Origin of the sequence: Xylophilus sp. GW821-FHT01B05 (assembly GCA_038961845.1) — a bacterium.
Taxonomy (GTDB): Bacteria; Pseudomonadota; Gammaproteobacteria; order Burkholderiales; family Burkholderiaceae_C; genus Xylophilus.
Genome location: CP152408.1, coordinates 4936725 through 4962373, shown reverse-complemented (window position 1 = coordinate 4962373; position 25649 = coordinate 4936725). Strand labels below are relative to the sequence as shown.

At 67.6% G+C, this 25649-nt stretch carries 22 protein-coding genes; 13 read left to right on the top strand and 9 right to left on the bottom strand.

Going from position 1 to position 25649, the window contains the following annotated elements; all coding sequences use genetic code 11:
• Nucleotides 1-152: 152 nt before the first annotated feature.
• The 4 genes from AAFF27_23200 to AAFF27_23185 all read right to left on the bottom strand — a co-directional run bounded on the left by AAFF27_23200 (nucleotide 153) and on the right by AAFF27_23185 (nucleotide 4049).
• Entirely contained in the window at nucleotides 153-1667 is a 1515-nt protein-coding gene (locus tag AAFF27_23200) for a sodium:solute symporter family protein (GenBank protein ID XAH26305.1), read from the bottom strand.
• Nucleotides 1667-1846, bottom strand: coding sequence for a DUF3311 domain-containing protein (locus tag AAFF27_23195; GenBank protein ID XAH22868.1), 180 nt, complete (start codon nucleotides 1844-1846; stop codon nucleotides 1667-1669). Before AAFF27_23195 ends, AAFF27_23200 begins: the two co-directional genes overlap by 1 nt.
• 163 nt (nucleotides 1847-2009) lie before the next feature.
• Nucleotides 2010-2654: a response regulator transcription factor gene (locus AAFF27_23190; protein ID XAH22867.1), complete on the bottom strand. Its 645-nt coding sequence runs from the start codon at nucleotides 2652-2654 to the stop codon at nucleotides 2010-2012.
• A 3-nt stretch (nucleotides 2655-2657) separates the two neighbouring features.
• Nucleotides 2658-4049, bottom strand: coding sequence for a cache domain-containing protein (locus AAFF27_23185; GenBank protein XAH22866.1), 1392 nt, complete (start codon nucleotides 4047-4049; stop codon nucleotides 2658-2660).
• Nucleotides 4050-4125: 76 nt separating this feature from the next.
• Here AAFF27_23185 and pyrC point away from each other — a divergent pair, with 76 nt between their 5' ends.
• From pyrC to AAFF27_23170, 3 genes are all read left to right on the top strand, one after another.
• The gene (gene pyrC / locus AAFF27_23180; protein ID XAH22865.1) at nucleotides 4126-5166 is read left to right on the top strand and encodes a dihydroorotase; all 1041 of its coding nucleotides are present in this window, start codon (nucleotides 4126-4128) and stop codon (nucleotides 5164-5166) included.
• A 26-nt stretch (nucleotides 5167-5192) separates the two neighbouring features.
• On the top strand, nucleotides 5193-5993 hold the full coding sequence (locus AAFF27_23175) for an NYN domain-containing protein (protein ID XAH22864.1): 801 nt from the start codon (nucleotides 5193-5195) through the stop codon (nucleotides 5991-5993).
• Nucleotides 5994-6151: 158 nt separating this feature from the next.
• Nucleotides 6152-6925, top strand: a complete 774-nt coding sequence (locus AAFF27_23170; protein XAH22863.1) for a DUF3025 domain-containing protein — start codon at nucleotides 6152-6154, stop codon at nucleotides 6923-6925.
• Between the two features lie 151 nt (nucleotides 6926-7076).
• Here AAFF27_23170 and AAFF27_23165 read toward each other — a convergent pair whose 3' ends face one another.
• Complete coding sequence (locus tag AAFF27_23165) at nucleotides 7077-9653, bottom strand: choice-of-anchor U domain-containing protein (GenBank protein ID XAH22862.1); 2577 nt, start codon at nucleotides 9651-9653, stop codon at nucleotides 7077-7079.
• Nucleotides 9654-10446: 793 nt separating this feature from the next.
• On the opposite strand from AAFF27_23165, the gene htpX reads away from it, so the two are divergent.
• Nucleotides 10447-11316: a protease HtpX gene (gene htpX / locus AAFF27_23160; GenBank protein ID XAH22861.1), complete on the top strand. Its 870-nt coding sequence runs from the start codon at nucleotides 10447-10449 to the stop codon at nucleotides 11314-11316.
• 112 nt (nucleotides 11317-11428) lie between these two features.
• Nucleotides 11429-14308 (top strand): UvrD-helicase domain-containing protein, encoded by a 2880-nt coding sequence (locus AAFF27_23155; protein XAH22860.1) that lies wholly within the window; start codon nucleotides 11429-11431, stop codon nucleotides 14306-14308.
• A gap of 411 nt (nucleotides 14309-14719) precedes the next feature.
• Here the strand turns inward: AAFF27_23155 and AAFF27_23150 are convergent, their stop codons facing one another.
• Nucleotides 14720-16204, bottom strand: coding sequence for a deoxyribodipyrimidine photo-lyase (locus tag AAFF27_23150; GenBank protein XAH22859.1), 1485 nt, complete (start codon nucleotides 16202-16204; stop codon nucleotides 14720-14722).
• Nucleotides 16205-16264: 60 nt separating this feature from the next.
• Between AAFF27_23150 and AAFF27_23145 the strand changes: the two genes are divergently transcribed.
• The 8 genes from AAFF27_23145 to AAFF27_23110 all read left to right on the top strand — a co-directional run bounded on the left by AAFF27_23145 (nucleotide 16265) and on the right by AAFF27_23110 (nucleotide 22971).
• On the top strand, nucleotides 16265-16864 hold the full coding sequence (locus tag AAFF27_23145) for a YqgE/AlgH family protein (protein ID XAH22858.1): 600 nt from the start codon (nucleotides 16265-16267) through the stop codon (nucleotides 16862-16864).
• 112 nt (nucleotides 16865-16976) lie between these two features.
• Complete coding sequence (ruvX, locus tag AAFF27_23140; protein XAH22857.1) at nucleotides 16977-17435, top strand: Holliday junction resolvase RuvX; 459 nt, start codon at nucleotides 16977-16979, stop codon at nucleotides 17433-17435.
• 183 nt (nucleotides 17436-17618) lie between these two features.
• Nucleotides 17619-18149 carry a bifunctional pyr operon transcriptional regulator/uracil phosphoribosyltransferase PyrR gene (gene pyrR, locus AAFF27_23135; GenBank protein ID XAH22856.1) on the top strand — a complete coding sequence of 177 codons (531 nt, stop codon included), beginning with the start codon at nucleotides 17619-17621 and terminating at the stop codon, nucleotides 18147-18149.
• A gap of 1 nt (nucleotide 18150) precedes the next feature.
• Nucleotides 18151-19113, top strand: a complete 963-nt coding sequence (locus tag AAFF27_23130; GenBank protein XAH22855.1) for an aspartate carbamoyltransferase catalytic subunit — start codon at nucleotides 18151-18153, stop codon at nucleotides 19111-19113.
• Nucleotides 19110-20408: a dihydroorotase gene (locus AAFF27_23125; GenBank protein ID XAH22854.1), complete on the top strand. Its 1299-nt coding sequence runs from the start codon at nucleotides 19110-19112 to the stop codon at nucleotides 20406-20408. The genes AAFF27_23130 and AAFF27_23125 overlap by 4 nt, the downstream gene beginning before the upstream one ends.
• Nucleotides 20409-20424: 16 nt before the next feature.
• Complete coding sequence (locus tag AAFF27_23120) at nucleotides 20425-21165, top strand: lysophospholipid acyltransferase family protein (GenBank protein ID XAH22853.1); 741 nt, start codon at nucleotides 20425-20427, stop codon at nucleotides 21163-21165.
• A gap of 238 nt (nucleotides 21166-21403) precedes the next feature.
• Complete coding sequence (locus AAFF27_23115; GenBank protein XAH22852.1) at nucleotides 21404-22609, top strand: Yip1 family protein; 1206 nt, start codon at nucleotides 21404-21406, stop codon at nucleotides 22607-22609.
• Between the two features lie 29 nt (nucleotides 22610-22638).
• Entirely contained in the window at nucleotides 22639-22971 is a 333-nt protein-coding gene (locus AAFF27_23110; GenBank protein XAH22851.1) for an I78 family peptidase inhibitor, read from the top strand.
• On the opposite strand, the gene AAFF27_23105 is transcribed toward AAFF27_23110, so the two are convergent.
• The 3 genes from AAFF27_23105 to AAFF27_23095 all read right to left on the bottom strand — a co-directional run bounded on the left by AAFF27_23105 (nucleotide 22968) and on the right by AAFF27_23095 (nucleotide 25620).
• A complete protein-coding gene (locus AAFF27_23105; protein ID XAH26304.1) occupies nucleotides 22968-23786 on the bottom strand; it encodes an HAD-IIB family hydrolase in 819 nt (272 codons plus the stop codon). The genes AAFF27_23110 and AAFF27_23105 overlap by 4 nt on opposite strands.
• Before the next feature lie 23 nt (nucleotides 23787-23809).
• Nucleotides 23810-25123 carry a hypothetical protein gene (locus tag AAFF27_23100; GenBank protein XAH22850.1) on the bottom strand — a complete coding sequence of 438 codons (1314 nt, stop codon included), beginning with the start codon at nucleotides 25121-25123 and terminating at the stop codon, nucleotides 23810-23812.
• A 77-nt stretch (nucleotides 25124-25200) separates the two neighbouring features.
• Nucleotides 25201-25620, bottom strand: a complete 420-nt coding sequence (locus AAFF27_23095) for a GtrA family protein (protein XAH22849.1) — start codon at nucleotides 25618-25620, stop codon at nucleotides 25201-25203.
• Nucleotides 25621-25649: the final 29 nt, after the last annotated feature.

Sequence of the window (25649 nt, the reverse complement as noted above, 5' to 3'; positions counted from 1 at the left end):
GAAGCTGCAGGCTTGCAGCTGGCCCGGCGGGCCATGTACATCGTATGGACCGGCGGCTGCGGCGCGCATCAGTGCTTTCCTTAGGGCCGCCGCGGCGCAGAAGGCAAAAAGGCCTGCACGTGGCAGGCCTTGGGATGCGGGAGTGTGCTGCCTTAGCTGCGCTTCAGGGCGGGCTCGCTTGGCTCCTGGTAGGTGTCGCCGCGCCGGCCCAGGGCCAGCTGGACCACCACCGCCACGGCGATGTTGAGCGCCAGCGCCAGCAGGCCGGTGTAGAGCGTGTAGCTGCTGCCGCCGACTACCAGCGTGTGCACCGGCTTGATGCCGTCGGCAAAGGCGATCCAGCTGCCGACGCCGATGCCTACCGCCCAGCCCGCCAGCAGGGCCACGGCCCGGAACCAGCGCGAGAACAGCCCGAACACCACGGCCGGGAAGGTCTGCAGAATCCACAGCCCGCCCAGCAACTGCAGGTCGAGTGCGAACTGCGTTGGCATGAAGATGATGCACACCAGCGCACCCAGCTTGACCGCCAGCGACACCAGTTTGGCCACCTTGGCCTCGCCGGCAGGCGTGACGCCGGGGTTGACATAGGGCTTCCAGAAGTTGCGGGTGAACAGGTTGGCCGCGCCAATGGACATCACCGCGGCCGGCACCAGCGCACCGATGGCGATGGCAGAGAACGCAAAGCCGCTGAACCAGCTGGGGAACAGCGCGTTGAACAGCGCCGGCACCACGTCGTTGTTGCTCTTGACGTTGATATGGGCGGCATGGGCCATGAAGCCGAGCAGCGCGATCAGGCCGAGCAGCACGGTGTAGGCGGGCAGGAACACGGCGTTCTTGCGGATCGTGTCGGCGCTCTTGGCAGCAAAGATGCCGGTCAGCGTGTGCGGGTACATGAAGGCGGCCATGGCCGAGCCCAGCGCCAGCGTGGCAAAGGGCAGGATCTGCTGCGGCTTGAGCGTGATGCCCGTGGCGCCACCCTTTTGGGCAAAGGCATCGCTGGCGGCGGAGAACACCGCTGAATAGCCGCCAAGCTTCATCGGCACCAGCACCACCGCGACCAGCACCACGATGTAGATCATCAGGTCCTTCACGAAGGCGATCAGTGCGGGTGCGCGCAGGCCTGCGGAGTAGGTGTAGAGCGCGAGGATGATGAAGGCGGCGGCCAGCGGCAGCTCGCCCGTCACGCCCAGCGCCTTGATGACCACCTCCATTCCGATCAGCTGCAGCGCGATGTAGGGCATGGTGGCAACGACGCCGGTCAGCGCAATGGCCAGCTCCAGCGGGCGCGAGGCGTAGCGCCCGTACACCACGTCGGCTGCGGTGACGTGGCCGGCACGGTGTGCCGCGCGCCACAGCTTGGGCATGACGACGAAGACGATCGGGTAGACCAGGATGGTGTAGGGCAGGGCAAAGAAGCCGTAGGCACCTACCGCATAGACCAGGGCCGGCACGGCGATGATGGTGTAGGCGGTGTAGAAGTCGCCGCCCACCAGGAACCAGGTGATCCAGGTGCCGAAGTTGCGGCCGCCCAGGCCCCATTCGTCCAGGTGGGCGCCCTTGTTGGCACTACCGCTTTGCCAGCGCGAGGCCCAGAAGCCAAGCACGGTCACCAGCAGGAAGAAGAAGATGAAGACGCCGAGCGCCGTCCAGTTGATCTGGCCTTCCATCATTCCACCCCCTTCTTCAGGCCGTCGCGGTAGACGATCCAGATGATCAGCGCCGTGAGCGGCACCCAGGCGAACTGGTACCAGTAGAAGAAGGGGAAGCCGAACAGCTGCGGCAGCTCCTTGTTATAGAAGGGCACCCATAGCAAGCCGATGAAGGGCAGTAAAAGCAAGAACCGCATGGTGGTCCACCTTGGGATGTTGATCGCGCGAACGCAGGCAAGGGCGGCGCCGGCATGAGGCATGCGGGCCGGGTGGCGGGAGTATCCGGAGTCGCCGCCGTGCCGGCATCCGTGGCATTGACTAAGTGATAACCCTTGGCGCCACATCGCGCCTGACGCGGCGCTAGCGCTTGCGGCCTGCGTGCTCTACCGCGTAGCGGATCAGCTCGGCCTGGCCTTCCAGGTCGAGCTTGCGGCGGATGCTTTGGCGGTGCGCGTCTACCGTGCGCACGCTCAGGCCCAGGGTGCGGGCGATGTGCTTGCTGGATTGGCCCCAGCCCAGGGCGGAGAGGATCTCGCTCTCGCGCAGAGAGAGCAGGGGGCGTGGGGACTGGTTGCGCAGCAGGCGCTTGGAGAGTGCCGCGCTCAGGAAGACACCGCCGCCGGCCACGGTGGCGATGGCCGTGCTGATCTCGCTGGCGGGCGCATCCTTGAGCACATAGCCGCGGGCGCCGGCCTGCAAGGCGCGCTGCACGTACTCCGGGTTGTCGTACATGCTGAGCACGATGACATGCAGTGTCGGGTAGCGGGCCAGCAGCTCGGCGGCCAGGACCAGGCCGTTGTCGTCGCGCATGCTGACGTCGGTGAGCACCATGCCGGGCCGGTGCAGCTCGGCCTGCGCCAGGGCCTCGGCGGCCGACTCTGCCTCGGCCACCACCTCCAGCCCCGGCTCGCGCGCCAGCCGGGCGCGCAGGCCATCGCGCACCAGCGGATGGTCATCGACCAGCAGCAGGCGGATGGGGGCGGCGGGGGCGGCAGCTTGTGGCATGTCTCAGGTTTCCATGGTGGCGGCGTATTGCCACTGCAGCACCTGCGCCGGCAGATGCACGTCGATCTCGGTCCCCAGGCCGGGCCGCGAGGCCAACTGCATCCGGCCGCCGATGGCGCTCACACGCTCGCGCATGTTGCGCAGGCCTATGCCTTCGGTCTGCAGCGCGGCGGCCTCGGTGTCGAAGCCCTGGCCGTTGTCGGTGATGTGCAGGTCGACGCCGCCGGCGGCGCGGAACTCCAGCGTCAGCACCACATGCGTCGCGCCTGCGTGCTTGCTGATGTTGGCAAGCGCCTCTTGCGCCACGCGGAACAGCACCGTCTTCACTTCGTCGGGCAGCTCGCGCTCGGTGCCCAGCAGGTTGATGTCCACGGCAATGCGCCCGTCCGCATCAAACTCCGACCCCAGGTGTTGCAGCGCCGCCGGCAGCCCCAAGGTATCCAGCAGCGCGGGCCGCAGCCGGTGCGCGATACGGCGTATCTCTTGCAGCGTGCGTTTGATGCAGTCGAGCGCGCGCCCCAGGTCGTGGCGGGCGGCAGCATCACTATTGCCAAGGCCTTCAAGGCCCTCGACGGCCGATTCGATCATCAGCTTGGCCGACACCAGCGTCTGGCCGGCGCCGTCGTGCAGCTCGCGCGCGAGATGGGCGCGCTCTTCTTCCTGCAACTGGCCCACGCGCCGCCCCAGCAGCCGCAGGCGCGCATCGGCCACCCGCTGCTCGCTGAACTTCAGCAGCAGGCCGCAGGCACTGATCACGGCCAGCGCCGCCACGGCGATGCCGCCGATCCAGGCCATGGTGCCCGCCACGTTGCCGCCAACCTGCGCCTCCAGTTGCTGCAGCGTGGTGTCGATGTCGTCCAGGTAGAGCCCGGTGCCGATCATCCAGCCCCAGCGCGGCAGCGCCACCACATAGCCCAGCTTCTTGGCTGGCTGGCCGCTGGAGGGCTTGTGCCAGATGTACTCGATGTAGCCGCCGCCCTCGTTGGCCCGCGCGATCAGTTGCTGGATGGTGGGCCGGCCCTGCGGGTCGCGCAGCTCCCACAGGTTCTTGCCGACCAGCTCTGGCTCGCGCGAATGCATGAGGGTGTGGCCCTGCAGGTCATAGACGAAGAAGTAGCCGTCGTTGCCATAGTCGAGCGAGCCCAGCAGCCGCAAGGCCTCGGCGCGGCGGTCTTCTCCCGGTGCCGCGTCGTACAAGGGGCGGATGGTGCTGACCGCCAGTTGTACGTAGTTGCGCAGCTCGGCCTGGCGCGCGCTCATGTATTCCTCGCGCACCAGGGCCTGCTCGCTGCGTGAGAGGCGCTGCTGCTGGTCGCGCACCGCGTAGGCAATCAGCGCGAGCGATACCAGCAACGGGACGATGGCCAGGAAGAAGATCTTGAGTCGGGAGGACATGGGCAAAGCGCCGCAGCCGGCCGTGCGAAATGTACTCGCAGGGCTCGGCGCCGGGCACGGGTGCGAAAATCCCGCCATGACCATCGACTCCCTCACGATCATCCGTCCCGACGACTGGCATCTGCATGTGCGCGACGGCGCCGCCCTGCAGGCCGTCGTGCCCGCCAGCGCGCGCCAGATGGCCCGCGCGCTGATCATGCCCAACCTGCGCCCGCCCGTGACCACCGCGCTGCTGGCGGCCGACTACCGCGACCGCATCCGTGCCGCCGTGCCTGCCGGCGTGGCCTTCGAGCCGCTGATGTCGCTCTACCTTACCGACCGCCTGCCGCCCGAGGAAATCGCCCGTGCCAAGGCCGCCGGCGTGGTCGCGCTCAAGCTCTACCCGGCCGGTGCCACCACCAACAGCGATGCCGGCGTGACCGACATCCGCAACACCTATCCCACGCTGGAGGCCATGCAGAAGCACGGCCTGCTGCTGCTGATCCACGGCGAGGTGGCCGACCCGGCGGTGGACGTGTTTGACCGCGAAGCGGTGTTTGTCGAGCGCGTGCTGATCCCGCTGCGCCGCGATTTCCCCGAGCTGAAGATCGTGTTCGAGCACCTGACCACCAAGGAAGGCGCCGACTACGTGGCCAGCGCCGACCGCTTCGTGGCCGCCACCATCACGCCGCAGCATCTGCTCTACAACCGCAACGCCATCTTCACCGGCGGCATCCGCCCGCACTACTACTGCCTGCCGATCCTGAAGCGCGAGGTGCACCGCCAGGCGCTGGTCGCCGCCGCCACCAGCGGCAGTGCCAAGTTCTTCCTGGGCACCGACAGCGCGCCGCATGCCGCGCACCTGAAGGAACACGCCAGCGGCTGCGCCGGCTGCTACAGCGCACTGACCGGGCTGGAGCTGTATGCCGAGGCCTTCGACAACGCTGGCGCGCTCGACAAGCTCGAAGGCTTTGCCAGCCTGCACGGCCCCGATTTTTACGGCCTGCCGCGCAACACCGACACCGTCACGCTGCGCCGCGAGAGCTGGACCGTGCCCGAGTCCGTGCCCTATGGCGAGACCATCCTCAAGCCGTTGCGCGGGGGCGAGAGTCTGGCCTGGCGGCTGGTCGCGGACTGATCTTTTCCACCCACCAAGGCAGCACCATGCTTCACGCGAAACCCGACACCACGGCCTTCCTGATCGATGCCGACAACCTGTCCCCGGCGGCGGTGGAGGAAGCGTTCGCAAAGCTGGGCGACCTGCCCGGTGCCATAACGGTGCGCCGTGCCTACGGCGGCGCAGAGAAGCTCGCCGGCCTGCGCGAGGTGATGCAGCGCCATGCGGTGCGCGGCTTTCTCAACCACGGCAAGGGCTCGACCGACGTGGCGCTGGCGGTGGACGCGATCGACCTGTTGCACCAATTGGGGCCGAGCACCGTGGCGATCGGCTCGGGCGATGCCGACTTTGTGCCGCTGGTGGTGCGGCTGCGCGAGGCCGGCGTGCGCGTGATCTGCTTTGCGCAGGCCGACAAGGCCTCCACCGATATCGCCCAGGCCTATGACGCGGTGATCCATGTCGGCGGGCGTGTGTCGGCGCCGCTGGAGCCGCGGCCACGGCCTTCGCTGGTGGTCACGGCACCCGTAGCCGAGCCCGCACCGGTGCGCGCGCGGCGCAGCACGCGTCCCACGGCAGTGCCGGCCCCCGTGCCCGCGCCGCCCGTCGCGCGGCCCGACCCGGCCGAGCGCGATGTACCCGAGCAACTGCGCCAGGTGCTGGCCGCCATCCCCGACTGGAAGGTCGGCAGCACCAAGCAGCTCAACGCGCTGGGCAAGCCCTTGCACGACGCCGGCATCAAGAAAGGCAGCAAGCCGCTGCACGACCTGTTTCGCAAGTACCCGGCTTACTTTGAGATCCATCCCAAGGACGGTCCGGCGCGCCAAATCAGGCTCTTGCGCAGGCCGTAGCAAGTGGAACACCCCCAGGCTTCGCGCACTGCGTGTCGCTGCGCCAACCCCCTCAAGGGGACACATCCGGCGGCCCGGCAAAGCCGGCTCCACGGATGTTCGCGCATGGCCTGCTCCGCGGCCTTCTGTGCCGAGTGGCGCAATGGAACGCTGAGCTCGTGAACACCTTGGCTGGATTTGAGGCAGCAGTGCATTGGGCGCAGCCCTGGCTAGCGCCCTGGCGCGACATCGGCTCGGCGGTGCAGCAGCGGATCGCCTCCGGCGCCGGCGTGGCCGCTGCGCTGGATGCCGCCTGCGCCGGCCCGGTGCGCTTTGTGCCGCAGGCCGCGCTGCCCACGGGCATGGCCTACGAAAGCTTTATCGCCGAGCGCGGCCAGGTGCCCACGCGGGACAGCCTGCATGACTTCTTCAATGGCCTGGTCTGGTGGCGCTTTCCGCAGGCCAAGGTGCAGCTCAACCGGCTGCAGGCCGGCGCCATCGCGGCGGCCGGCGTGGGCAGCGTGCGCGGCCCGCTGCGCGACGCCATCACCGTGTTCGACGAGAACGGCGCCGTGCTGGCCGCGCCCGATGTGTTGTGGCAAGCGCTGCTGGCGCGCGACTGGCAGGCGCTTTTTGTCACCCACCGCGCGCGCTGGGCCGAGGCGCGGCTGCTGCTGTTTGGCCATGCGCTGCTGGAGAAGCTGGTGGCACCGCGCAAAGCGGTGGTCGCCCATGTCCTGTGCCGGCCTCTGGCGATGGCAGACATGGCCCATGCCGACGACTGGCTGGCGCAGCAACTGCAAGCGGACGCGCTGGCCGCCAAGCCCTTCACGCCGCTGCCGGTGCTGGGCGTGCCGGGCTGGTGGCCGGCCAATGCGCAGCCGGGCTTCTACGACGATGCGCAGGTGTTCCGGTGCGCACCAGGTCTTTCCGGCCCGCGTGCGGGTTTTTAGTAACTACTCAGGTTCCCATACCGTTCGGGCTGAGCTTGTCGAAGCCCTGCCACGCATCACCAAGCCCAAGGACCGGCTCAGGGCGAACGGGGCGTGAGTAGTTACGGTTTTTGAATGAAATATGCCTCTAGCCCAGGTGCAGCCTGGGCTATCAGCCATCAATAAATGAGTGCCCTTGGCCCTGCCTGTAGCCCACCCGCTTCGCACGCCAAGCCGCCCCGCCCAGCAACAGCGTCAACAGCCCCAGCATCCAGGGCGCATCCACCGGGATCGCCGTCACGCCGCCAGCGGCCACCGCCAGCACGCCCGGGCCGCCCGGGTCGGTGATGCTGCCCAGGGCTGGGTCGCTGTCGCCGTCGCCGTTGTCGGTGAGCTGGAAGCTCACGGTATTGCCGTTGAGGGTGGCGCCCGCCAGCACGAACCAATGCGGCACAGGGTTGGCCGCGCTCGGGCCAAACTTCCAGTACTGCGCCCCGGGGGGCAGGGCCTGCGGGTAGGTCAGCGTCACCGTCAGCACCGCCGGCGCCGCCACGCTGCTGGTGCAGCCCGTGGCGCGGAAGGCAAACACCCCCTGCGGGAACGTCACCCCGGCCGGCGGGTTGGCCGGGGCCGTAAAGGATGCCGCCGCCGGGTCCAGCACGCAGCCCGCACCATCGCTGTCCAGCACCGCCGTGGTACTGCCCGTGCCGCCAGGCGCCGTACCGGTATAGCTCAGCAAGGCAAAGGCCGCACTCACGCTGCGCGCCTGGTCCATCGCCACCGTGCAGGTGCCCGTGCCAATGCAGTCCCCGCCCCAGCCGGTGAAGACCTGCCCCGCATCGGGCGTGGCCGTGAGGGTGACGCTGGTCGCCACACTCTGGCCCGTGTAGGTGGCGCTGCAAGTGCCACTGCCCGCGCGGCAGGCGGACAGACCGCCACCACCGGCGGGCGCGGGGCTGGCCTCCACCGTGCCGGGGCCGGTGACCGTAGCGCTCAACACCTGGTCCGCGAACATGAACGCCGCACTCACGCTGCGCGCCTGGTCCATCGCCACCGTGCAGGTGCTGGCCGTGCCCGAGCCAATGCAGGCCCCGCCCCAGCCCGCAAAGACCTGCCCCGCATCGGGCGTGGCCGTGAGGGTGACGCTGACCTGCGGGGTCGTCTCTATGGCGGTATAGCTCGCACTGCAACTGCCGCTGGCCGCGCGGCACTGGGCGATGCTGCCGCTGATCGGGGCAGGCAAGGCCGCCGCACTGACCCGGCCCGGGCCGCTGGCGGCCACGCTCAGGGCATGGTCGGCCTGGGCGATCCGCTCCACCGCCCCCAGATCGCAGGCACCGCCCTGCGGGCGGGCCACGCCGCGCTGGTCGCTACCGGTGCAGGCGCCGCCCGCATCGATGACCGGGCTATTGGCCGCCGGCAGCATGGTGGGCGTGGGGCCGCCGTTGTTCTGCAGGGGGCCGAGTAGCGGGTCAGCGGTCAACAGCGGGTCGGGGCCGGGGCACGCGCCGCCGCCGCCGCCGTCACCACTGCTGGCGCAGCCCCCTTGGATCAGGCTGTTGTTGAAGGTGATCTGGGCGTTGCTACTAGTCCACGCCTGGGGACCGCTGCCAGCCGTATTGCCCCAGAACACCGAGCGGGTCACGCTGGGGCGGCTGGTCGAGCCAAAGCCATAGCTGTAGATCGCCCCGCCGTAGCCGGTGGCTGAATTGCCGCTGAAGGTGGCGTTGGTGATGGCGGGGCTGCTGCTACCGGAGCTGCCATAGTTGTAGATCGCCCCGCCGCCGGCGGCTGAATTGCCGCTGAAGGTGGCGTTGGTGATGGCGGGGCTGCTGCTACCGGAGCCGCCATAGTTGTAGATCGCCCCGCCGAAGGCGGCTGAATTGCCGCTGAAGGTGGTGTTGGTGATGGCGGGGCTGCTGTTGCCGCCGAAGTTGCCATTGTTGAAGATCGCCCCGCCGTAGCCGGCGGCTGAATTGCCGCCGAAGGTGGCGTTGGTGATGGCGGGGCTGCTGTTGCCTGCGTAGCCTTCGTTGTAGATCGCCCCGCCGTAGCCGTAGGTGGCTGAATTGCCGCTGAAGGTGGTGTTGGTGATGGCGGGGCTGCTGCTGCCGCCGGAGTTGCCGCTGTTGTAGATCGCCCCGCCGTAGGCGGCTGCATTGCCCTGGAAGACCAGCCCGGCCAGCAGCGGGCTGCACACCTTGCCCGCCCCGCTGCCATTGCAGTAGAGGCCGCCGCCGTAGTAGTGAGGAAACGAACCCCCATCCGCCTGCCCCGCCGTCACCGTGAAGCCATCGACCACGGTATCGGCGCTGGTGTAGCTGCCGTTGCCGGTAGCGCCCGTCCCGCCTATGACCAGCACGTGGTAGCTGTTGTCGCTGCTGTCGCCCGCCGTTCCGATGTCGCCCGAGAGCGTGGTGCTGCTGCTGCCGCCGCTGCGCTGCGCCAGCGCGGTTTCCGTGCCGGCGAAGCCGCCGTAGAGCTTGAGCGGGCGGTTGATGGCAAAGCTGACCGTGCGGTTGGTGTCGGTGGTGGGTTTGTACAGGCCCTGCTGGACCCAGATCTCGTCGCAGTTGGCATTGCCCAGCGCCGCCTGCAGCGTGGTGGCCGGGGTCCAACTGCTGCCGTCGGCGGCGGCGTCGGCGTCAGCACTGCCGTCAGCGGCCACGCGGCAGATGGCGGCCTGGGCGGCGCCGTGCAGGCCCAGCAGCAGGGCCAGAGGGATGAGGAAGCGGTGCAAGGCGGGCATGGGACGGTCCTGCGCGCGCGCCCGGGGTGGGCACGCCAATGCCGCCGATGCTGACCTGCTTGCAACAAGCTGTACATCCCCGAAACTAGGTAGGCCGCTGCCTGGCCGGCGCGGTGGCGGTGGGGCGTTCCGACCGGCCTTGCGTACCAAGCGTGAACCGGCGCTGCATGCGGGAAATCAAAAAACATAGCGCTATGCCGGCGAATACCCTTCGTTTCAGGTGAAAAAGTACCTGAAGTGCAGGATATACGCCGGCTAGAAGCTACTAATTAAGTAGCGCCACTTCCACGCCACAGCGCGTGCACCGCCATCGCCAGCGACACCGCTGCCTGCAAGACACAAGATCTGCCAAACAGATCACACGGCACAGGGGGAGCTGAGTGGTCACGGATTTTAAGCGAAATATGCCTTTAGCCCAGGCGGTACCTGGGCTTGTAGCTATCAATTTTGCTGAAAAAGTAGTTTTTTCCGCAGCGATGATGACGCAGCTCCGGGCCTGCGTTTGATGGCTGCTCGGCTGGCCCGCGCGACGCCTAGGCCTGACCGGAATTTAAAGGGAACACGCCCGCAGCCAAGGAACAGCCTTGGCCTGCAGCTATAGAAAGTATAGCGTTGGTCTATGTGGGAAAGCCAGGAAGCTGAACTTTTCCGCCTATGATCGCTTCCATCTTCACGCCTTCGCAGGGCTGCATAAACACAGCACAACAGAGCGCATCCTGCGGCGCGGCTTGAAGGGGGCGGCCTCGCCTCCATCTGTCTGCGCAAGGGCCTTGGTCCATCCCACGGAGAATTCATGAAACGCATCGCTCTGTTCGTTCTTACCAACCTGGCCGTCGTCCTCGTGCTGGGCATCGTCGCCAGCCTGCTTGGCGTCAACCGCTTCCTTACGTCCAACGGCCTCAACCTGGGCGCCTTGCTGGGTTTTGCGCTCATCATGGGCTTTGGCGGCGCCATCATTTCGCTGCTCATCAGCAAGCCTGTTGCCAAGTGGAGCTCGGGCGTGCGCGTCATCAACCAGCCCGCCAACGCTGACGAAGCCTGGATCGTCGAGACCGTGCGCAAGTTCGCCGACAAGGCCGGCATCGGCATGCCGGAAGTCGGCATCTTCGAAGGCGACCCGAATGCCTTCGCTACCGGCGCCTTCAAGAACAGCGCCCTGGTCGCGGTTTCCACCGGCTTGCTGCAAGGCATGACGCGCGAAGAGATCGAGGCCGTGATCGGCCACGAGGTGGCCCACATCGCCAACGGCGACATGGTCACCATGACGCTGATCCAGGGCGTGATGAACACCTTCGTCGTGTTCCTGTCGCGCGTCATCGGCTATGCCGTCGACAGCTTCCTGAACAAGAACAACGAGAACCGCTCCGGCCCCGGCATCGGCTACTACGTGACGACCATCGTGCTCGACATCGTGCTGGGCTTTGCCGCGGCCATCGTCGTCGCCTGGTTCTCGCGCCAGCGCGAGTTCCGCGCCGACGCCGGCGCCGCCCAACTCATGGGCCGCAAGCAGCCCATGATCAACGCGCTGGCCCGCCTGGGCGGCATGACGCCGGGCGAGCTGCCCAAGAGCGTGCAGGCCATGGGCATCACCGGCGGCATCGGCAAGCTGTTCTCTTCGCACCCGCCGATCGAACAACGCATCGCTGCGCTGCAGACGGCCTGATCGCGGTCTCAACCGCATCGCCTGCCAAGGCGGCCACGGCAACGTGGCCGCCTTTTCTCATTGAGCCGTCTGCGAAGATGCAGGGTCGTTCCCATTCCTTTGAAATTCGTCAATGCAGGTCCTGATCTACGCCGGGCTTGACCCAGCCAAGCTGCGCAGCAAGTTTGAGAAAGTCTGCGCTGCCATCGAGCGCGGTGACTTCCGCAGCATCGACATGAAAAAGCTGGCGCCCACGCGCTACTACCGCGCCAAGCTCGACGACGCCAGCCGCTTGCTGGTGCAGTTTGTGCAGCACGGTGGCCAGGCGGCTTGCCTGGCATTGGAAATCATTGCCCACCATGCCTACGACAAGTCGCGCTTCTTGCGCGGGGTGCGGGTAGACGAGGCGCTGATCGAGGACGCCACGCCCGACGAGGCGCGCGCCGGGGCTGAAGCGGTGCGCTACCTGCACCCGGGGCGCGGCGTGTTCCATCTGCTGGACAAGCCGATCTCCTTCGATGACGCGCAGGACGCGATCTACCGGCTGCCGCCGCCCCTGGTGCTGGTTGGCTCGGCCGGTTCGGGCAAGACCGCGCTCACGCTGGAGAAGCTGCGCCATGCCGAGGGCGAGGTGCTCTACGTCACCCAGTCGCCCTGGCTGGCGCAGAGCGCGCGCGGCCTCTACTACGCGCACGGCTACGAAAACCCGGCGCAAGAGGCGCAGTTTCTGTCCTACCGTGAGTTCCTGGAGACGCTGCGCGTGCCGCCAGGGCGCGAGGTTGACTTCACCGCCTTCCGTGACTGGTTTGCGCGGCACCGCCAGCAGTACCGCTTTACCGATGCGCACCCCTGCTTCGAGGAGTTTCGCGGCGTGATCGGCAGCCAGCCCGAGGGCGTGCTCACGCGCGAGGCCTACCTGGCGCTGGGGCCGCGCCAGTCGATCTTCGAGGCCGCGCAGCGCGAGGCCGTCTATGAGCTGTTTGGCAAGTACCGCCAGTGGCTGGCGGCCAGCGGCCTGTTCGACAGCAACCTTGTCGCCCACGAGTGGCAGGCGCTGGCGCAGCCGCAGTACGACTTCGTCGTGATCGACGAGGTGCAGGATCTGACCAACGCCCAGCTCGCGCTGGTGCTGCGCACGCTCAAGACCGCGGGCCAGTTCATGCTGTGCGGCGACTCGAACCAGATCGTGCACCCCAACTTCTTTTCGTGGAGCGCGGTCAAGAGCCTGTTCTGGCGCGACCCGGCACTGGCCGAGCGCCAAACCTTGTCGGTGCTGGGGGTGAACTACCGCAACGCGCGTGAAGTCACCCGCGTGGCCAACGCCTTGCTCAAGATCAAGCACGCGCGCTTTGGCTCCATCGACCGGGAAAGCAACCACCTGGTGCAGCCGGCCTCGGGCGTGGACGGCGAGGTTCGCCTGTTGCCCGACAAGGATGCGGTCAAGCGTGATCTGGACGCCCGCACGCGCGGCTCCACCCAGTTTGCCGTGCTGGTGCTGCGCGACGAGGACAAGGCAGAGGCGCGCAGCGTGTTCCGCACGCCGCTGGTGTTCTCGGTGCACGAGGCCAAGGGGCTGGAGTACCCGAACATCATCCTCTACCGCTTTGTTTCGGCCCAGCGCGCGGCTTATGCGGAGATCTGCGAAGGCGTCGATGCCGACGACCTGAAGCGCGACACGCTGGACTACCGCCGCGCCAAGGACAAGCACGACCGCGCGCTCGAACTCTGGAAGTTCTACGTCAACGCGCTCTACGTGGCGATCACGCGCGCGGTAGAGCGCCTCTACCTGGTCGAGAGCGATCTTGCACACCCGCTGCTGCAATTGCTGGAGGTGCGCGAAAGCGCCGAGCGCCTCGACGTGCAGGCGGCCCAGTCCAGCCGTGAAGACTGGGAGCGTGAGGCGCACCGGCTGGAGCAGCAGGGCAAGCAGGAGCAGGCTGACGCCATTCGCCAGTCCATCTTGAAGACCCGGCCGGTGCCCTGGCCGGTAGCGGATGCCGCACTGCTGAACACCAGCATGGCGCGTGCCTATGACCCAAAGGAGATATCCGCCAAGCCGCGCCAGCAGTTGCTGGACTCTGCGCTTTGGCACTATCTGGACGACCACATCCTGGCGCTGGACGGAGACATGCACTGGCCGGTGGCCGTGCAATTGGTGGCCAAGGCGCGGGAAGGCGCCCTCCTGCGCGCGCAGCAGGCCTTGGGGGTGCGCCACCTAGCCGCCTACGAGAAGAAGAACTTCAAGGACATCCTGCAGCAGTGCGACCAGTACGGCGTGGACCACCGCACCGTCACCGATGCCACCCCGCTGATGCTGGCGGCCCGCACCGGCAACGTGCCGCTGGTCGAGGCGCTGCTGGCGCGCGGCGCCGACATCGGGCGGCGCGACCTGTTCGGCCATAGCGCCCAGTCCCTGGCACTGGCGCGCGCAGCCTGCGATCCAGGCTATGCCGCAGGCGCCTTCGGTGAGGTGCATCGCCTGGTCGCGCCACCCACCTTCGACATCGAGGTCGATGGCCGCTTGGTGCGCTTGCACGAGCACCAGGGTGAGTACCTGCTGCTGCAGCTCATGCTGGCAGGCCTCAAGACCCTGGCTTCACTGATGTACAACATGCCGCAGCACGACGTGCGCCGCCTTGCGGGCTTTGATGCGGCCTACCTGATGCGTGGCATCGAGCACTTTCCGCATGCGGTCTGGCGCGAAGAGCGGCGCAAGCGCGTCTACTTCAACGGCGTGCTGGCCCGCGCCGAGGTGGACAGCAGCTACGCGCCCGCGCGCAAGCTCTGGCTGCGTACGCGCAATGGCCACTACCTGCCCAACCCGGCGCTGCGCCTGCGGGTGCGCGGAGCCGACGGGCAGGAGGAGTGGCAACCGGTCTACCGCGTGTTGAACCTGGGCATGGTCGAGCGCGGCAATGGCCGTGGCGGCGGCCAGCTCGGCGGCGCCTACCGGAGGATGCTGGCTGAGGCCGGGCTCGCGGTAGAGGGCGGGCTGCCGCAGCTGTGGTCGTAGGCTCTTAGAACCATCCCTTTCAAGGTCTTTGAGAGATTCCTGCGCTGTGTGCCTTGCAGGTGGCGGGTGCCGGGAGTTCGCCCCGGCGGGCGAGTAACTTTCTCTTGAGTCGCCAAGAGAAAGTCACCAAAGAGAAGGCGACCCCACTGTGGCGGTCCGGCTTTGCCGGACTGCTTTGCGGTGCTCGGATTCGGCAGGCGGCTGCGGAACTCGCTGCGCTCAGACAGTCCTCGCCGTCCCTTCGCTGCGCTACGGGCAACCTGCCGACTCCTGCGCTCCTCAACGCCACAGAGGGGACCCCGGGACTGCCAGTCGGGCCATCGCTGCGCTCGGCCCAGCTCCTGCTGTCAAACAGATCACAGAACCTTGAAAGGGATGGTTCTTAGAACGTGTTTCGATTGATGACACGCCCTAGCGCGCGGCCTTCTGCGCCGCTGCGTAGCGCTCCAATGTTTTCTCGCGCGCCAGCGCGTGGTCGACCAGCGGCAGCGGATAGTCGCGGCCCAGCTCCAGCCCGGCGGCGGCCAGTTCTACCGGTGAGGCGCGCCAGGGCGTGTGGATCAAGTCGTTCGGCAATTTGGCGAGCTGGGGCAGGTAGCGGCGGATGAAGTGGCCTTCGGCGTCGAACTTCTGGCTCTGGGTGACCGGGTTGAAGATGCGGAACCAGGGCTGCGCGTCGCAGCCGGTGGATGCTGCCCATTGCCAGTTGCCGTTGTTGGAGGCCAGCTCGAAATCGTTCAGGTGCAGCGCAAAGAAGGCCTCGCCGCGACGCCAGTCCAACCCCAAGTCTTTCACCAGGAAGCTGGCCGCCACCATGCGCAGGCGGTTGTGCATGTAGCCGCTGAGGCTGAGCTGCAACATGGCCGCGTCCACCAGCGGGTAGCCGGTGCGGCCCGCGCACCAGGCCGCGAACAAGGCGTCGGCCTGCTTGCCGTGCTCCCACTTGATGGCGTCGTACTCGGGGCGGAAGGCGTGGCCGACCACGTGCGGGTGGTGGTAGAGCACCTGGAAGAAGAAATCGCGCCAGATCAGCTCGCCCACCCAGGTGGCGGCGCCCTGGCTGCCGCCCAGTGCCAGCCGGTGCGCGGTGGTGGCCAGGCGCCGCACCGACACCGTGCCAAAGCGCAGGTGCACGCCCAGGTAGCTCGGCCCCTTGGTGCCGGGGAAATCGCGCGTGCGGTGGTAGTCGTCAATGCGCGCAAAGAAGTCGTCGAACAGCGCCTCGGCGCCGCTGGCGCCAGTGGGGATCTGCAGTTGCGACAGATTGGTCGCCTCAAAGCCCAGGGCAGCCAGCGTGGGCATGGGCTGGGCATGCGCCTCGGGCCGCGGGGCCAAGGCCTGCGCGTATTTGGCGACGGGGTAGGGCTTTAGATAGAAGTCGTCGAGCTTCTGCAGCCAGGCATTCTTGTAGGCGCTGAACACGCTGAAGGGCGTGCCGGCCTGGGTCAGCAGCTCGTCGCGCTCGAACAGGTTCTGGTCCTTGTGCAACTGCAGCACGATGCCGGCATTGGCCAGCGCGCCCAGCACCTGGGCGTCGCGCCGCTGCGCCGCGGGCTCGTCGTCGCGGTTGGCGAACACCGCCTGCACGCCCAGCGACTTGGCCAGCAGGGCGATGTCCTGCTGCGCGTCGGCATGGCGCACGATCAGGCCGGCGGCGGGCTGGCCGGCCAGGCGGCGCAGGTCCTGGTCCAGCTCCAGCACGGCGGCGTGGATGAATTCCACGCGCCGGTCGGCGCGCGGCAGCGCGTCCAGGATGGCGGTGTCGAAGACGAACACGCAGTACACACGGCGGCAGTGGCGCAGTGCGTGGTAGAGCGCGGCGTTGTCATCGCAGCGCAGGTCGCGCCGGAACCACATCAGGCCGGCGTCGAACTTTGGAGGTGCGGGGCGTTGCATGGAATTTGTGCATTTGAGCAGCAAATGCCCCGCTTGCGCCAAGCCCTAAAATCGCCGGCTATGGCAGCTGATTCCGATCCCATCAACCTGACGCATCACTTTCTGATTGCCATGCCCGGGCTGGAGGACGAATCCTTCGCGCGCAGCGTCATCTACCTGTGCGAGCACAGCGCCCGTGGCGCGCTGGGCCTGATCATCAACAAACCCAGCGACATCAACCTGCGCCGCCTGTTCGACAAGGTCGATCTGTCGCTGCGGCGCGAGGACCTGTCAGACACGCCCGTGTTCCAGGGCGGCCCGGTGCAGACCGAGCGCGGCTTTGTGCTGCATGAGCCGATGTTCGCCGGCACCGAATCGCCCGACGAATTGGCCTATGCGTCGACCATGACCATCCCCGGCGGCCTGGAGATGACCACCTCCAAGGATGTGCTGGAGGCGCTGTCCACCGGTGCCGGCCCCAAGCGCGTGCTGGTCACGCTGGGCTACTCGTCCTGGGGCGAGGGCCAACTGGAGAGCGAGATCGCCGAGAACAGCTGGCTCACCGTGGGCGCTGATTTGGGCGTGATCTTTGATGCGCCGGTGGAAGAGCGCTATGACCGCGCGCTGGCCTTGCTCGGGCTGCAGAGCTGGATGATCTCGCCGGGCGCGGGGCACGCTTGAATCTAAAGGCTCCCCCCCCAGGCTTCGCGCACTTCGTGTCGCTGCGCCAACCCCCTACCGGGGGCGGGCCGGCCGCTTCGGGCGGCCGTGCGCGGCGGCCCCTGCGCTATCCATGCGGGGCCAAAGTTGCGCCCGTGAACCTGCCAGTACTGCATCCTCTGTGACCGACGCCCCTTCCGTCCCCGCGCATTTCCAGAGCTTTCTCGGCCTTGACTACGGCCAGAAGCGCACGGGCGTGGCCACCGGCAACCGCCTGCTCAAGACCGCCACGCCGCAGGGCTCGGTGAAGGCCGAGGGCGACGCGCGCTTCGCCCCGCTGGAGGCCTGGATTCGTGAGTGGCAGCCTGACGCATTGGTGATCGGCGTGCCTTTCCACCCCGATGGCGCCGAGCACGAAAACACCCGCCGCGCGCGCCGCTTTGCGCGCCAGTTGCGCGGCCGCTTTGGCCTGCCGGTGTACGAGGTGGACGAGCGCTACAGCACCACCGAGGCCTTGTCCGCCGGTGCCAAGGATGCTGACGCGGCCTCGGCCTGCATCATCCTCGAACAGTTCCTGAGGAGCCTCGAATGAGACATCCCCCCAGGCTGCGCGCGGCGCTCTCCGCCAACCGCCCTTCTGCTGCGCGAAAGGGGGCACATCCAGCGGCCCGGCAGAGCCGGTTCCGCGGATGTCTGCGCATGGCCTGCTCCGCGGCCTTCAGTGCCGGTCGGTTTCGTGTGCGGCCGGTGCTGTGCGGCGCAATGGAGAACCCCTATGACGATTTCTGACGCTTCCTCTTCCATCGCCGCCAAGAGCCTGGTGCTCGACGCCGAAGCGCTGTACCGTGAGCTGCTGCGCGGCATGCGGCAGATGCTCACCATGCAGACGCGCCTGGTCGGCATCGCCTCCGGCGGTGTCTGGCTGGCCGCGCGTCTGCAGCAGGACCTGGGCCTGGCCGATGCGCCCGGCACCATCTCTTCGGTCATGCACCGCGACGACTTTGCCCAGCGCGGCCTGGCCGCCGGTGCGCAGACCACGCTGCCTTTTGATGTGAACGGCGCCGACGTGGTGCTGCTGGACGACGTGCTCTACACCGGCCGCACCATCCGCGCCGTGCTGAACGAGCTGTTCGACTACGGCCGCCCGGCCAGCGTCAAGCTGGCGGTGCTGGTAGACCGTGGCGGGCGCGAGCTGCCGGTGCAGGCCGACTTTGCCGCGGCGCGCGTGGCGCTGCCCGACACGCAGCAGTTGGCACTGGTGCAGGATGCGGCCGGCCGCTTCAGCTTCCATGTAGAAAACGCCTGACATGCTCTACAAACGCAACCCCCAACTCAACAAGCACGGCGAGCTGGTCCACCTGCTGTCCATCGAAGGACTGCCCAAGGACATCGTCACCCACATCCTCGACACCGCCGCCAACTTCGCCAGCGTGAACGACCGTGAGGTGAAGAAGGTGCCGCTGCTGCGCGGCAAGAGCGTGTTCAACCTGTTCTTCGAGAACAGCACGCGCACCCGCACCACCTTCGAGATCGCGGCCAAGCGGCTGTCGGCCGACGTCATCAATCTGGACATCGCGCGCAGCTCGGCCACCAAGGGCGAGTCGCTGCTGGACACCATCGCCAACCTGAGCGCCATGGCGGCCGACCTGTTCGTGGTGCGGCACAGCGAAAGTGGCGCGCCCTACCTGATCGCCCAGCACGTGGCGCCGCATGTGCACGTGATCAATGCAGGCGACGGCCGGCATGCGCACCCCACGCAGGGGCTGCTCGACATGTACACCATCCGCCACTACAAGAAGGATTTCAGCAACCTCACGGTGGCCATCGTGGGCGACGTGCTGCATTCGCGCGTGGCGCGCTCCGACATCCACGGCCTCACCACGCTCGGCTGCGCCGAGGTGCGCGTGGTCGGCCCCAAGACCCTGGTGCCCAGCGACATGGCGCAGATGGGCGTGCGTGTCTTCCACACGCTGGAAGAGGGCATCAAGGACTGCGACGTGGTCATCATGCTGCGCCTGCAGAACGAGCGCATGAGCGGCGCGCTGCTGCCGTCCTCGCAGGAGTATTTCAAGAGCTTTGGCCTCACGCCCGAGAAGCTGCGCCTGGCCAAGCCCGACGCCATCGTCATGCATCCGGGGCCGATCAACCGTGGCGTCGAGATCGACTCCGCCGTGGTCGACGGCAAGCAGAGCGTGATCCTGCCGCAGGTGACCTTTGGCATCGCGGTGCGCATGGCCGCAATGAGCATCGTTGCAGGAAACGAAGCATGAAGATCCTGATCCAGAACGGCCGCGTCATCGACCCGGCCACCGGTTTTGATAAAAAAGCCGACGTAGCCATTGCTGCTGGCCGGCTTCTAGCTATCGATAACATAGCGCCTGATTTCACGCCCAACCGCGTCATAGACGCCAGCGGCTGCATCGTCATGCCCGGCCTGGTGGATTTGGCCGTGCGCCTGCGCGAGCCCGGCTACGAGCACGAGCGCATGCTTGAGTCCGAGATGGCCGCGGCCGTGGCCGGCGGCGTCACCAGCCTGGTCTGCCCGCCCGACACCGACCCGGTGCTGGACGAGCCCGGCCTGGTGGAGATGCTCAAGTTCCGGGCCGAGAAGCTGCACCAGGCGCGCCTGTTCCCGCTGGGCGCGCTCACGCGCAGCCTGGCCGGCGGCGTGCTGACCGAAATGGCCGAGCTGACCGAGGCCGGCTGCGTCGGCTTCAGCCAGGCCGAGGTGGCGCTGGAAAGCACCCAGGTGCTGCAGCGCGCGCTGCAATACGCCGCCACCTTTGGCTACACCGTCTGGCTGCGCCCGCAAGAGCTGCACCTGGGCAAGGGCGTGGCCGCCAGCGGCCCGCTGGCCACGCGCCTGGGCCTCTCAGGCGTGCCGGTGGCGGCCGAGACCATTGCGCTGCACACCATCTTCGAGCTGCAAAAGGCCACCGGCGCGCGCGTGCACCTGTGCCGCCTCAGCAGCGCCGCCGGCATTGCCCTGGTGCGCCAGGCCAAGGCCGAGGGGCTCAAGGTGAGCTGCGACGTCAGCATCAACTCGCTGCACCTGACTGATGCCGACATCGGCTTCTTCGACAGCCGCGCGCGCCTGAACCCGCCGCTGCGCCAGCAGCGCGACCGCGACGCCATCCGCGCCGCACTGGCCGACGGCACCATCGACGCGCTGGTGTCAGACCACACGCCGGTGGACGAAGACGCCAAGGTCTTGCCCTTCGCCGAGGCCGAGCCCGGCGCCACCGGCCTGGAGCTGCTGCTGAGCCTGGCCGTGAAGTGGGGCGAGGAGGGCGCTGGCCTGCCGCGCGCGCTGGCCGCCATCACCCACGCGCCGGCCACGGTGCTGGGTGCATCACTCGGTACGCTGCAAGCCAGCCTGGGCCGCCTGGCGCCGGGCGGCGTGGCTGATCTGTGCATCTTCGACCCGGCCGCGCGCTGGACGGTCACGCCCGAGGCGCTGCGCAGCCAGGGCAAGCACACGCCTTTCTCCGGCTACGAGCTGCCCGCGCAGGTGCGCTGGACGCTGGTGGGTGGCGTGGTGGCATTCGAGTACCAGAGCGCCTGACGGCCCGGCCGCCTGCATGCGTCCGCTGCGCCATCTCATTGCCGCCACGCGCCTGCTGCGTGCCATTGGCCACTGCCTGCGGGGCATGTGGGTGATCCGCTGGCACCTGCCGCACATGACGCCGCCGCAGCGCGAGGCGCGCATCGAGCGCTGGGCGCGCGACATGCTGGCGCTGTTCAATGTCACGCTGCAGGTCGAGGGCGAGCGCCAGGCCACTGGGCCGCTGCTGCTGGTGGCCAACCATGTGTCCTGGCTCGACATATTGGTGATGCAGGCCACGCGCCAGTGCCGCTTCGTGTCCAAGGCCGAACTGCGGCACTGGCCGCTGATCGGCAACGTAGCCACCGGCGTCGGCACGCTCTACATCGAGCGCGCCTCGCGCCGCGACGCGCTGCGCGTGGTGCACCACATGGCCGACAGCCTGCGCGCGGGCGATGTGCTGGCGGTGTTCCCCGAAGGCACGACGAGCGACGGCGAGGTGCTGCTGCCCTTTCATGCCAACCTGCTGCAGGCAGCGATCTCGGCCGACGCGCCGGCGCAGCCGCTGGGCATCCGCTTTGTCGACACGGCCACTGGCCAGCGCTCGCGGGCGGCGGTCTATGCCGGGGCCGACACTTTGCTGGGCTCGCTCTGGCGCACGCTCACCGCCAACCCGATCACCGCCGTGGTGCGGCTGGGCAGGCCGCAGCGCGCCGAGGGGCAGGACCGGCGCAACTGGGCCGAGACGCTGCATGCCGAGGTGGACGCCCTGCGCTGAGTTCCTGGGTTTGCTATTAAATAAGTAGCTATAAGCCATTACCAGACAAGGGGTTTGGCGTTTTTCGGCGAGAATTACGCAACTTCTGCATGCCCGTCCTGGCAACGCGCTGAAACAAAAAAACAGGCCCGCGGCGCCGCAGCCCGCAGGCCTTGTGCACATCATGCAAGCCCCGTTGCACTGGTGTGTGGCGGGCGGTGGCGGGAACGCCGCCGGTGTCTTTGCTGTCCCACTTTCCATGACCCTGATCCATCGCATCCAGAAACTGCTGCTCCAGCCCCGCATGGCCTGGCGCCGCATCGAAGAAGAGTCTGTTTCCGCCAGTCGCTTGTGGCGCCAACTGCTGCTGCTGGCCCTCATTCCCGCTGCCAGCGTTGGTATTGGCATGAGCGCCATTGGCGCGGGCGGCGCGGGCTTGAGCGTGCGCCTGCCCTGGGCCCACGGGCTGGCCCTGGCGGCAGCGACCTATCTGCTGCTGGTGCTGGGCGTGTGGCTGCTGGCCCATGTCACCGCCATCGTCGCCCCCACCTTCGGCGGCCGTGCCGACCGCCTGAGCGCCTTCAGCCTGGCCGTGCATGCCAGCAGCGCCGCGTTGCTGGGCGGCGTGTTCCTGTTGCTGCCGAGCCTGGCTCCGCTGATGCTGGTGGCGGCCTGCTACTCGGCCTACCTGGTCTTCACCGGCCTGCCGGTGCTGATGCGCAGCGCACCGCAAAAGACCGTGCCCTACACCGCCGTCATCGTGCTCGCAGGCGCGGTGGCGGGGCTGCTGGTCTCGTCCTCCATGTCCTACTTCACCGCGCGCGGCCTGGGTTCGGCCGTGATCACGCTGCGCACGCCGGGCGGCAAGCTGAATCTGGATGCCAATGCGCTGGGCGCCGCCTCGCAGCAGATGGCTGACGCCGCGCAGCGCATGGAGGCCGCCAGCGAGCGCCAGGCGGCCACGGCGCAGGCGCCGGTCACGGGCACGCCACCGGTCACAGGCGGCGACCCGGACGGGGGCGCCGTGCCCGCGCCGGCATTGAAGGCCGCGCTGCCCGAGACGCTGGGCGCGTTTCGCCGCACCGCCATCGAGATGCAGGGCGGGCACATGACCGGGCGCGCCACCAGCAATGCCCGCGCCGATTACAGCCATGACGAGCAGCGCCTGCGCATCGAGATGCTCGACCTGGGCAGCATGAGCAAGCTCATGGCCGATGCCGGCGCCGCAGTGCAGGGCGAGCGCGAGAACAGCCAACTGTCCGAGCGCACCTGGCAGGAGAACGGCCGCACCCTGCACGAGAGCTTTCGCAAGGACGGCAGCCAGGCCCAGTACACCACCACCCTGCGCAACGGCGTGGTGGTAGAGCTCACTGGCCAGAAGATGAACCTGGACGAGGTCAAGGCCGCATCGAGCCTGCTCGACCTCGCCATGCTGGAGGGGCTGCAGCGCAAGAGCGGGCCATAGTTGCTCTGTTCGCGTGCGAAGATCCATCCATGACCCGAGGAATCCACATGCCGCGTTCTCTTCTTGCATGCCTGGCGCTGGTGTTCAGCGTCCAGGGCTGCGCCTTCCACAAGCCGCCGATCTCCGTTCCGCCGGAAGTGGACGTCATCGGTGACGCGACCGTGTGCGACGCCGCCAACGTCCAGTTCGCCGTGGGCAAGACGGTGGACGCGCGCCTGGGCGAAGAGGCCCGCGCCCGCGCCCATGCCAAGGTGGTGCGGGTGCTGCGCCCGGGGCAGATCGTGACGCTGGAGTTCAGTGCCTCACGCCTGACGCTGGATGCGGACGAGCACGGCGTGGTGACCCGCGCCCGTTGCGGCTAGCGTGCCGCCAGCAGCGCCTCCGCTACCTCGGTAAAACCGGCACCGCGCGCGCCCGCCGCCAGGTAGCGCGGAAGGTGCTCTAGCGCCGGCACAAAGCGCGCGATATTGGCCACGCCTACGCTGTGCGGAAAGCGCTCGAACATCTTCTGGTCATTGGTCGAGTCGCCCACATACACCCAGCGATCGATTTCGGCATCCAGGTCGCGCTGCCAGAGCGTGCGCACGATCCAGCGCGCGCCTGACAGCTTGTCGTGCTCGCCATACCAGCCGTTGATGTGGATGCTGCTCACCGTGGCGTTCATGCCCTCGCTCTGCAGCAGCGCCACCACGCGCGCAATGGCCTCGGGCGGCAACTGCACAAATTCGCTGTGGTCGATGGCGATATCCGTCTCGCGCCCGGGCGAATCCGTGGCCAGCGTGGTGCCGGGAATCTCGCGCAGCACGCGCTGCGCCACCGCCTGCATGCGGGCGAAGTTGGCGCTGCGCGTGGCGAAGTCCTGCTGGTATATTTTTGATAGCGCTAACCCCAGGTGCTGATTGGGCTGCAGGCCTTTTTCATGCAAAGGCAGCAGCGCCACGGCGCCGTTCTCCGCCACCACTGCATCGACCGGCCAGGTCGCGGCAAAGGTCTCGCTCCAGCCCACCGGCCGGCCGGTGATCGGTACCACATGCAGCCCGGCCTGCTTGAGCGCGCCCAGCGCCGCCAAGGCATCCGGCGTGATCGCGCCGTCGGTGGTCAGGGTGTCGTCGATGTCGGTCAACACGCCCAGGATGCCGCGGCGGGCGGCTAGGGGCCAGGTGGACAGGGCCTGCAAGCGATGGTGGTGGTCAGGTGGGTTCACAAGGGGGCGGCCGTGCTGCGGCGGCTCTGCATCATGGGCAGCAGAAAGACAGGGGCTATGGCAAAGGGCAGCAGGTAGCGGTACTCGCCGGCGATGGAGAACACGAAGATTCCACCCAACTGGGCCAGCATGGGCAGCAGCACCAGCAGTTCCGGAACACTTCTTTGCCTGAGGGCGCCTGGGAGCAGCCAGAGCAGCAGCAAGATGCCCAGCACGGGCGTCCACAGCAACCAGCGGTAGGCCAGGCTGGTGTTGTGCAGCTTCTGCAGCACGGCTTCGAGCCGGTCCAGGTGGAAGCTACGCATGACCGATTTCGTCTGCACCTGGGCCAGCACCTGCTGCGTGTAGTCGAACGGCAGGATGCCGCCTTGTGCCAGCAGCGAGGTCATGAAGATGTTGACCCGGCTGCCCAGGAAGGCCGGCAGGTTGTGCCACAGGTTGTAGCGGAAGAATTCGCGCACGATGACGGCCTTGTCCTCGGGTGGCAGCCGCATCAGTTCCGGCCCGTCCGGCTTGTAGATCAGCGGGTCCCAGTAGTCCCGGTCGTAGTTGCGGATGATGCTTTGCAGGTCATGCTGCCGCGTCAGCGCCTGGATGGTCGCCTCGGAAACCCGGGGCTCGGCCTGCGGCAGGTTCATGGGCCGGGGCTGCAGGAAGTTGGCCGTCTCGAACACCGCCAGCGGGAAAAGCACGCTGTGCGATTCGGTCGAATGCATCTTCCCGCCCACGAGGACAAGCACGCTCCAGAACAGCGCCACGCCCCATAGCCAGAGCCGATCCGGCCAGCGCAAGGCCAGGGACGCCAGGGCAATCGACGCAAGAAAGATGAAGCCGTTCTGCCGGCCGAACAACGCAAAAGGCAGAGTGATGAAGACGATGCAGAGCTGAAAGGGCGCCAAGCGCCCGGCCCTGGCCGCCAGCCACAACTCGAACAGCAGCGCCGCCGCTGCAATGGAGAACAAGGCGTCGGGATACAGCGTTCCCGCAAAAAACATGATGTGGGGCGCAAGGCATATGCATGCGGCACTGAACAGGCCGGTCTTCCACAGGCCTTGCCGCCAGCACCACGACAGCATGCGGGCAAACACCAGCGCAGCGAACAGCAACTGGAACGCGACGGGCACTTCCACCCGCTGGGTGCTGCCATAGAAAAGATCGACAAAGAAGTACCAGAAGCTGGGCTTGCCGGATTGGAAGCCGCCATGCGTCTGCACTTCCAGCAGGATCGCGTAGCTGTCAGGCCCCAGCACGCCGGGCCAGAACGCGAGCAGCCAGCAGGCGTAGGCCACGCAGAGAACGGCCAGGATCACGAAGAATTCCCGCCCGGGGCGGTATGCGTGCCTGCTTGGCTCGCCACGGACTTGTCCGTGAAGTTTTCCGGCCAGGCTCATAGTGTGTCGTCGGGCTGCGCTCCGCGCCGGAACACAAAGTAGCGCGCGCTCAGGAAATTCACCGACAGCCCTGCCAGGCTCCCCAGCGCCACGCCCAGCGCGGCGCCGCCATGGCCGGGCAGCCAGTGCAGGGTGGCGGCATAGGCCAGGTAGTTCAGCGCCGCTCCGCCCAGCATGGTGGCCAGGTAGCGCCCATATTCGCGCCAGATGCCGGCGCCCCGCAGCGCGGCGGCGCCCGCCGCAAAGGTGATGCGCCGGTTGAACCACCAGGTCGTCGTAGCCGCCGCCCAGAACGAGGCCACCCGGCCGCCATACCAGCCCAGCAGCGGCGCCAGGCCATACAGCACACCAAGATCGACAACGAAGCCGATGGTGCCTACGACGCAGAAGATCAGGAATTGTTTGCTGATGCGCATGGGGGCTTCAAGGCGTTGACGGTAGGTGG

Coding starts and splice junctions, on each gene's coding strand:
- AAFF27_23145 (XAH22858.1), top strand. CDS start 16,265: ATGGCAGCTGATTCCGATCCCATCAACCTGACGCATCACTTTCTGATT.
- AAFF27_23130 (XAH22855.1), top strand. CDS start 18,151: ATGCTCTACAAACGCAACCCCCAACTCAACAAGCACGGCGAGCTGGTC.
- AAFF27_23185 (XAH22866.1), bottom strand. CDS start 4,049: ATGTCCTCCCGACTCAAGATCTTCTTCCTGGCCATCGTCCCGTTGCTG.
- AAFF27_23195 (XAH22868.1), bottom strand. CDS start 1,846: ATGCGGTTCTTGCTTTTACTGCCCTTCATCGGCTTGCTATGGGTGCCC.
- pyrC (XAH22865.1), top strand. CDS start 4,126: ATGACCATCGACTCCCTCACGATCATCCGTCCCGACGACTGGCATCTG.
- AAFF27_23165 (XAH22862.1), bottom strand. CDS start 9,653: ATGCCCGCCTTGCACCGCTTCCTCATCCCTCTGGCCCTGCTGCTGGGC.
- AAFF27_23115 (XAH22852.1), top strand. CDS start 21,404: ATGACCCTGATCCATCGCATCCAGAAACTGCTGCTCCAGCCCCGCATG.
- AAFF27_23190 (XAH22867.1), bottom strand. CDS start 2,654: ATGCCACAAGCTGCCGCCCCCGCCGCCCCCATCCGCCTGCTGCTGGTC.
- AAFF27_23125 (XAH22854.1), top strand. CDS start 19,110: ATGAAGATCCTGATCCAGAACGGCCGCGTCATCGACCCGGCCACCGGT.
- AAFF27_23110 (XAH22851.1), top strand. CDS start 22,639: ATGACCCGAGGAATCCACATGCCGCGTTCTCTTCTTGCATGCCTGGCG.
- AAFF27_23120 (XAH22853.1), top strand. CDS start 20,425: ATGCGTCCGCTGCGCCATCTCATTGCCGCCACGCGCCTGCTGCGTGCC.
- htpX (XAH22861.1), top strand. CDS start 10,447: ATGAAACGCATCGCTCTGTTCGTTCTTACCAACCTGGCCGTCGTCCTC.
- AAFF27_23200 (XAH26305.1), bottom strand. CDS start 1,667: ATGGAAGGCCAGATCAACTGGACGGCGCTCGGCGTCTTCATCTTCTTC.
- AAFF27_23150 (XAH22859.1), bottom strand. CDS start 16,204: ATGCAACGCCCCGCACCTCCAAAGTTCGACGCCGGCCTGATGTGGTTC.
- ruvX (XAH22857.1), top strand. CDS start 16,977: ATGCGGGGCCAAAGTTGCGCCCGTGAACCTGCCAGTACTGCATCCTCT.
- AAFF27_23175 (XAH22864.1), top strand. CDS start 5,193: ATGCTTCACGCGAAACCCGACACCACGGCCTTCCTGATCGATGCCGAC.
- AAFF27_23095 (XAH22849.1), bottom strand. CDS start 25,620: ATGCGCATCAGCAAACAATTCCTGATCTTCTGCGTCGTAGGCACCATC.
- AAFF27_23155 (XAH22860.1), top strand. CDS start 11,429: ATGCAGGTCCTGATCTACGCCGGGCTTGACCCAGCCAAGCTGCGCAGC.
- pyrR (XAH22856.1), top strand. CDS start 17,619: ATGACGATTTCTGACGCTTCCTCTTCCATCGCCGCCAAGAGCCTGGTG.